The 6,309-nt window shown below is 64.9% G+C and carries 4 protein-coding genes; 2 read left to right on the top strand and 2 right to left on the bottom strand.

Annotated features, from left to right (window positions below; translation table 11 throughout):
• Positions 1-1,375, bottom strand: a 1,375-nt coding sequence (locus ACWTSU_RS03350) for an IS3 family transposase (RefSeq protein ID WP_455138464.1), incomplete at its 3' end; no start/stop codon positions are given.
• Positions 1,333-2,400: a glycosyltransferase gene (locus ACWTSU_RS03345; RefSeq protein ID WP_455138463.1), complete on the bottom strand. Its 1,068-nt coding sequence runs from the start codon at positions 2,398-2,400 to the stop codon at positions 1,333-1,335. The genes ACWTSU_RS03350 and ACWTSU_RS03345, both read right to left, overlap by 43 nt.
• 156 nt (positions 2,401-2,556) lie before the next feature.
• Here ACWTSU_RS03345 and ACWTSU_RS03340 point away from each other — a divergent pair, with 156 nt between their 5' ends.
• Together ACWTSU_RS03340 and ACWTSU_RS03335 are read left to right on the top strand one after the other, a co-directional pair.
• Positions 2,557-4,782 (top strand): cell wall-binding repeat-containing protein, encoded by a 2,226-nt coding sequence (locus ACWTSU_RS03340; RefSeq protein ID WP_455138462.1) that lies wholly within the window; start codon positions 2,557-2,559, stop codon positions 4,780-4,782.
• 102 nt (positions 4,783-4,884) lie between these two features.
• On the top strand, positions 4,885-6,117 hold the full coding sequence (locus ACWTSU_RS03335; RefSeq protein WP_455138461.1) for a hypothetical protein: 1,233 nt from the start codon (positions 4,885-4,887) through the stop codon (positions 6,115-6,117).
• Positions 6,118-6,309: the final 192 nt, after the last annotated feature.

Below are 6,309 nucleotides of genomic sequence, written 5' to 3'. Positions count from 1 at the left end.
TCGCGCCGCCCTCCCTGAAGGCCTTGAGCCGGCCCTCCCGGTACCAGCGGACGTAGGCCCCGAGGGCCTCGACGAACGCCTCGGCGGCCCACCCGGACCAGTCGCGGCCCCGGAAGAACTCGACCTTGAGCGTGCCGAAGAAGCCCTCCATCGCCGCGTTGTCGGGCGAGTGCCCCTTGCGCGACAGCGACCGCTCGACGCCGAGGCGGCCGCACTCGGCGACCCAGTCGGGGGTGCGGTAGTGCCAGCCGCGGTCCGAGTGCAGCAGGAAGCCGCCCCCGACGGCCGCCGCGGCCCCTCCCAGCATCTCGGCGACGAGGGCCTTGGAGGGGCTGGTCCCCGCCGAGAAGGCCACGACGTCGCCGTCGAAGAGGTCGACGCAGGGCGACAGGTACACCTTCCTGGGGTCGTCGGGGAGCCTGAACTCCGTTATGTCGGTCACGAGCCGCTCGCCGGGCCGCCCGGCCGAGAAGTCGTGCAGGTCGCGGGCGGCGTCGACGAGCAGCAGGTTCGGCGCGCCCGCCATGCCCTCCTCGCCGGCGTAGGAGCTGTAGGGGCGCGCCGCGGGGGCGGCGGCGCGGGCCTCGAGCCCCTCCTCGCGCATGACGCGCCTCACCACCTTCTCGGACACCCTCACCGGCCGCGACGGGTCGAGCGAGGCGGCCCCGCGGGCGCGCTGGGGCTCCCCCTCGCCGCGCCCGAGCTCCGCCCACACCCGCGCCGGGCCGTAGGCGCCGCCCGAGGCCTCGAACGCCGCGCGCACGAGCGGCCTGACGGCGGCGTACGGGTCGGGCCGGCGGGCGGAGGCGAGGCGGTGGTAGAACGTGCTCCTGGCGAGCCCCAGGGCGGCGAGGACGCGGGGCAGGCCGAACTCGGCCCTGAGCGACTCAGCCAGCGCCGCCCTCTCCGCCCGCGTCAGGGCCGAGGGGTCGGCGCCGGGGTCTTTTTTTAGTATGTCCACCGTGCCCCTGAGTATCGCGTTCTCGAGCTCCAGCTCCCCGCACCTGCGCCTGAGCTCCTCGAGCTCGGACGGCGGCGCGGCGGGCTCGGGCGCGCGGGCCCTGACCTCGTCCCCCGTCATCAGCGAGAGCACCCCCTCCTCGCGGAGCCTGCGCGCCCAGTTCGTGACGGCGCACCCCGTCACGCCGGCCTCGCGGCCGAGGTCCGCGGCGCGCTCGCCCGCCTCGTACCGGGCGACGAGCTCCATCTTCCTCTCATGGGGCAAGTATACCGGGCTCTTCCGCGCCGCCGCCGTCCCGGCGGCCCACCTGCGGACGGACTCGCGGCTGCAGCCGGCGAGCTCCGCGGCCTCCGAGGCGCTGAAGCCGAGCCTCACGGCCTCCGCGGCGAGCTCCCTCGTCTCCATCGGGTACATCTGGACTCCAATCCGGACGCCTCGCGGTGTCCAACTTTTCGTCCGAGGTCCCCGTTCGCGTAGAATCGCTCCATGTCTTGCTCGGGTTGGGGACCGCAGAAAACGATGTGGGGTGCGAGCGTGTCTTCGATCTGCCCCCTCATCGCGTCAACGATTGTTGGGTCCTCCGGTCCCACCATGAGGACACGGGCGTCCGGGACAATCCGAACGAGCTCTCGCATGATGGGAATCACGCGGTCAGGGCGCTTGTCCGCGTGGAGGCGGGCCGGCCAGAGGACCGTATGCCCTCCGAGCCCGGCGGGTGGTTCTGACGGAGCGCACGTGATCGGATTCTGGGTGACCCGGGTGTTGGGGTTGAACCTGCTCCAGAAAAAACGATCGGTTTCGCTGAGGCAGACGATACCGTTTGCGGCTACGTACTGAAGCGGAATGTCAGCGTGCCTGGACGGCATAGTGGAATCGAGGAAAAAGAGTGAAAAGGAGCTCTGAATGAACAGCAGGACGGGAACCCCGAGAGCGCGGGCGCTCAGTAGGTCGAAGGCAAGACAATCCGAGAACCACTGCGCAAAGACAAGTAGGTCGACATTGTAGTCGCGAAGCGCACCTAGAAGAGCGTCGCATCGGCTGCCATAGGTTTCAGGCGTTATTCCCACATATGTTGGTAGCGTGACGCGCTCGATGCCCTCGGGCAAGTTATGATCTCCGGGCTGCGGCTCAACGTTGGTGAGGACGATGACCCTGTAACCCATGCGCTGCCAGAGTGCGGCAAGGTCGCAGGTGACCCGCTCGCCACCACCAATGCCGAGCGCATGGAAAAAGATTGCTATTGTGCGGATCTCGCGTTTGCTGACCTTGAAGTGCGACGAGGCCGCGGCAGCACGTGTCAGCAAGCTGGCTCGGTCCCAGTATCGCCTTGCGAGCTCGGGAAGGGCGAGGTGCTCTGGGAGACTTGACATGGTCCGATCGAGGTCTTGTTCGACGGTGTCGAGAGATGAGCTTCGCTGCTGCAGGACGTTGCTCCCCATGTCACCTCGCGTCATTCAGGCTTCAAGTCTCGTTCCGTGCCTTGAGTGAAATCCTGACAGCAATCTTAAGTCATTTTCGTGGGGTAGGCATGTTTATTATGAGGAATGTCTATAGTTTGCATTGATTTGTGCCGACTGGCGAATTGAGGTCGCTCCATGGATAAGAGAAGGTTTGTTTCTGTAGCACTTTGCCTCGCCCTGGTGGCGTCGAGCGGCGCCTTCCCCGTTGCGGCGGCGGCTCTTGAGACCGAAGCGTCGGACGAGGGGCAGGTTTCTTCGATTGAGGACGCTGCGACTGAAGGTGTCAGTGAGCCCGAGACCGGGGATGCCTCCGTGCAGGATGACGAGGCGGACGCCTCTCTCGATCAGACAGTGCCCGAGGATGCCGTTGAGGAAAGTGACGGGCTGCGGCAAGAGGGCTCCGCTCCCTCTACGGCGCCCACGGATTCCTCGGACCCCGCTCAGCTGACGGAGGAACAGGTTGTCGAGGAGACTGAACCTCAGGATGAGATTAGCGCGGAGTCCCTCGACGTCGAACCAAGGGCAGTGACGCTGCGAGCAGGCTCCGTCTCGGGCTGGAGTCGCGTCTACGGTCAGGATCAGCTCGACACTATGGAGGCGATCTCGAAGAAGGGTTGGAGCAGTTCCAACACCGTCGTGATTGCCACGGATGCCACCTTCTGGGACGCCCTTTCCGCTAATTCGCTGGCGGGTGCCCTCGGATGCCCCGTCCTGCTCACGCACAAGAACAGCCTGTCGAGCCAGACCAAGAGGGAGATTCAACGTCTTGGAGCCAAGAAGGCCTATGTCGTAGGAGGTCCGATTGCCATCGCCTCCGGCGTTGACGACCAGATTAAGGCTGCCGGATGCTCCGACGTCACGCGCGTCTTTGGTCAGGACCAGCAGGGGACATCTCTTGAGATCGCCAAGCTGGTCATGCAGCTGAGGCCTTCCTCATCGATCATCGTCGCCACGTCCCGCACGTTCCAGGATGCCCTCTCCATCGCGCCCTATTCGTACAGCAAGGGCGCACCTGTTCTGATATGCCAGTCCGGAACAAACAAGCTCACTGATAGCCAGCTCTCCTTCATCGGCAGCAATACGTTCTCCTCAGCGCTCATCGTGGGCGGTCCTGTTGCGGTCTCAAGCTCCGTTGAGTCCCAGCTCAGTTCCAAGGGGGTCTCCAGCGTCGATCGACAGTACGGCAAGACGGAGTACGAAACGAGCGTCGCAATCGCGAAGTGGGAGCTAAACCACGGTATGGGCCTCTCGGCTCCCGGGATCGCGACGGGCGTCACCTTCTATGATGCCCTCACCGGCGCCGGCCTCTGCGGGATGAACAACTCAGTGCTGCTCATTGCGTCCAGCTATAACAGGGTTGCCCTGACCGACTTCGTCTCCCAATACCGTGGACAGATGACGGGAGGATACGTGTTCGGCGGCGAGATTGCGGTCTCCGCCAGCGTGTACGAGACCCTGACATACTGCTTCCAAAACGGGTACTCCGACAGCTACGCAACAAGCGAGGAGAAGCCGTACAGCGCCGTCTATAACTATGAGTACTATCGGAAGGCCAATCCGGACGTCGCTAACGCGTACGGCAACAACAGGACGGCGACTCTCAATCACTTCTTGACCTCTGGCATGAAAGAGAGGCGCCAGGGGTGCTCCGGCTTCTCGGTGCAGTCGTATTACAACCAGTATGTTGATCTGCGTAAGGCGTATGGCACGAACTGGCCGTCCTACTATCAGCACTACATCAGGTATGGCAAATCCGAGGGGCGTGCCGGCACGGGATGCGGCTCGTTGCAGGGAGGCTGGCAGTACCACAACATCGCCTGGGCTGGTCAGCCCAACAGCTATTACTGCGGCCCGACGGTGGGCTTCATGATTCTGCGCAACGTCGGTGCGGGAAACTCGAGGTACAACGGGGCCGGTCTGACTATCAACAACGTTGCCAACCACATGGAGACCGACCGCTACGGTTACACGAGCTTCAACAATCGCAAGTTCCAGCAGGGCATGAACCGCTGGCTCGGCGCCGACATCTACGCCACTGCCGAGTTGCCCTCCTACGCCACGGTCCGTCAGGAGGTGCTCGACTCCTACCGCAACGGCTACGCCACCGCCTTCGACGCGCACGAGCGCCGCGGCGGCCCGCACTACAACGGGCACGGCAACAGCACCTTCTCGCACATCGTGGTCGTGGATGCCTACAACCAGGACACTGACGTCGCAACCATCGTCGACTGCTCGTCGAGCTGGTACAGCAACTCGAGCCAGAAGTTCAACTACGACCTCTCTGACTTCGTGGGTCGCTTCGTGAACGCGCCCGACTGGGGCTATCGCGACGGCATCGGCATGTACTACGCCAAGAACTAGGAGGCCCCTATGCCCAGCCACCTCAGCAAAAAGCCGGAGGCGCGTTCCCGTCGTCGCCCCATCGTTGTGCTTGCCGTTGTTGTCGCGGTTGCGGTGGTAGGCGTGGTTGCCTGGGCCGTCCTGTCCGGCCCCTCGGGGTCCGTCGCCACCGACGACCCCTCGCCGAGTGGCGAGGCCACTGAGTCGGAGTCCGCTGAGCCGTCGGGGCAGGATGCGCCGACGGTCGCGGCTAACGGCTCGCTGCCCTTCTCGCTCGACGGTGTCTCCGCCGACGCCGTCGTTCAGGAGCTCCCTGAGGGGGCGGACCCCATCGCCCTCGCCAACGAGTGGACGTTCGGCGGCGACTACGTGACGATCGGATCTGCGCCCGTTGACGCTCAGACGGTCTTTGGATCGAGCACCTCGACGCCCGAGGACTCGAGCTCCTACGTCGCCGCCCTCATCAGCTCGGACGGCACGACAACGCCGCTCGAGGAGCCCTCGTCCGGCGAGAAGGTTTGGGAGCCGCAGGACGGCACCGGCGATGCCTCACGTGTCGTGTGGCGCTCGTCAGCCCTCTCGTACTCGCCCTTCTCGGGGTCTGATGACTGGCGCCTGCAGGTGTGGTCCGCCGAGGACGGTACGGCCGTGACCCTCGGCAGTGCGGCCGATCTCAACGACACCGATGAGACGCCCACGCTTGGCGCGGAGGTCGTTCCGACGACCAATGGCGAGCAGGTGCTCTTTGCCTCCATGCGAGCTGACGGCGACGCCTGGTCCCCGGCGGTACTCGCCTATGACCTTGCCTCTCCTGGCGCTGATCCTGTGGTTGTGGGGGAGGGCTGCTATCCCGCCGCGATCGAGGGTGGCGCGGTCTATGCGGGCGACGTGGTGACCTCCGAGGAAGGCGCCGTTTTCTACCACGGCCTCTATAGGTGGGACGGCTCTGAATCCTCACGGGTCTTCTCGGTGTCTTCCGAGGGGGATTTGTGGGGAATCTCGGGCGTATGGGCGAGCGGGTCTTGGCGTGTAGTGAGCTTCTCGTCCACTGACGCGTCGGCGGGCAGCTACATCGGTGTCTGGTCGGATGACTTCTCGGCCTGCGTTGCTTGGGTGCACACGCCCGCGTCCGGCGTTGTTGCTTCGATGAATGGCGAGTGGCTCGTCTGGGGCTCCGGTTCGCAGAGCGAGAACGCTGGGATGTACGCACTGAGACTCGCCACCGGTGAAATCTCCTACCTGGGAGCGGCCACCGGCTACTCGAGGCCCTCGATTGCGAGCGAGAGCAACGCCGTGCTCGTGCCTGTCTGCGACGGTGAGAACGCAGCGAGCTTCCGCGTGGGGACACTGGAGTAAGTAAGGCGCACTCCACTTGGACTCAGCTTCGCGAGGCGCTTTGCCATAGCCTTTCGCCTCCCGAGGGCTGTGGGGTAGATCCAGAATCAGCACAGCAAAAAGCGCCGGACCCCCCAGGGGTGGTCGACGCCCTTCACCATCGCGTTTGTTGTCTTGATGGGTTGGGTGGCCACTCCCTCCCCCGACCCCCCG

The sequence above is a fragment of the Thermophilibacter sp. genome, assembly GCF_966187215.1.
Note: the sequence above shows the minus strand (reverse complement) of the source record. Positions and strands in the feature narration are given on the sequence as shown.

Coding starts and splice junctions, on each gene's coding strand:
- ACWTSU_RS03345 (WP_455138463.1), bottom strand. CDS start 2,400: ATGGGGAGCAACGTCCTGCAGCAGCGAAGCTCATCTCTCGACACCGTC.
- ACWTSU_RS03340 (WP_455138462.1), top strand. CDS start 2,557: ATGGATAAGAGAAGGTTTGTTTCTGTAGCACTTTGCCTCGCCCTGGTG.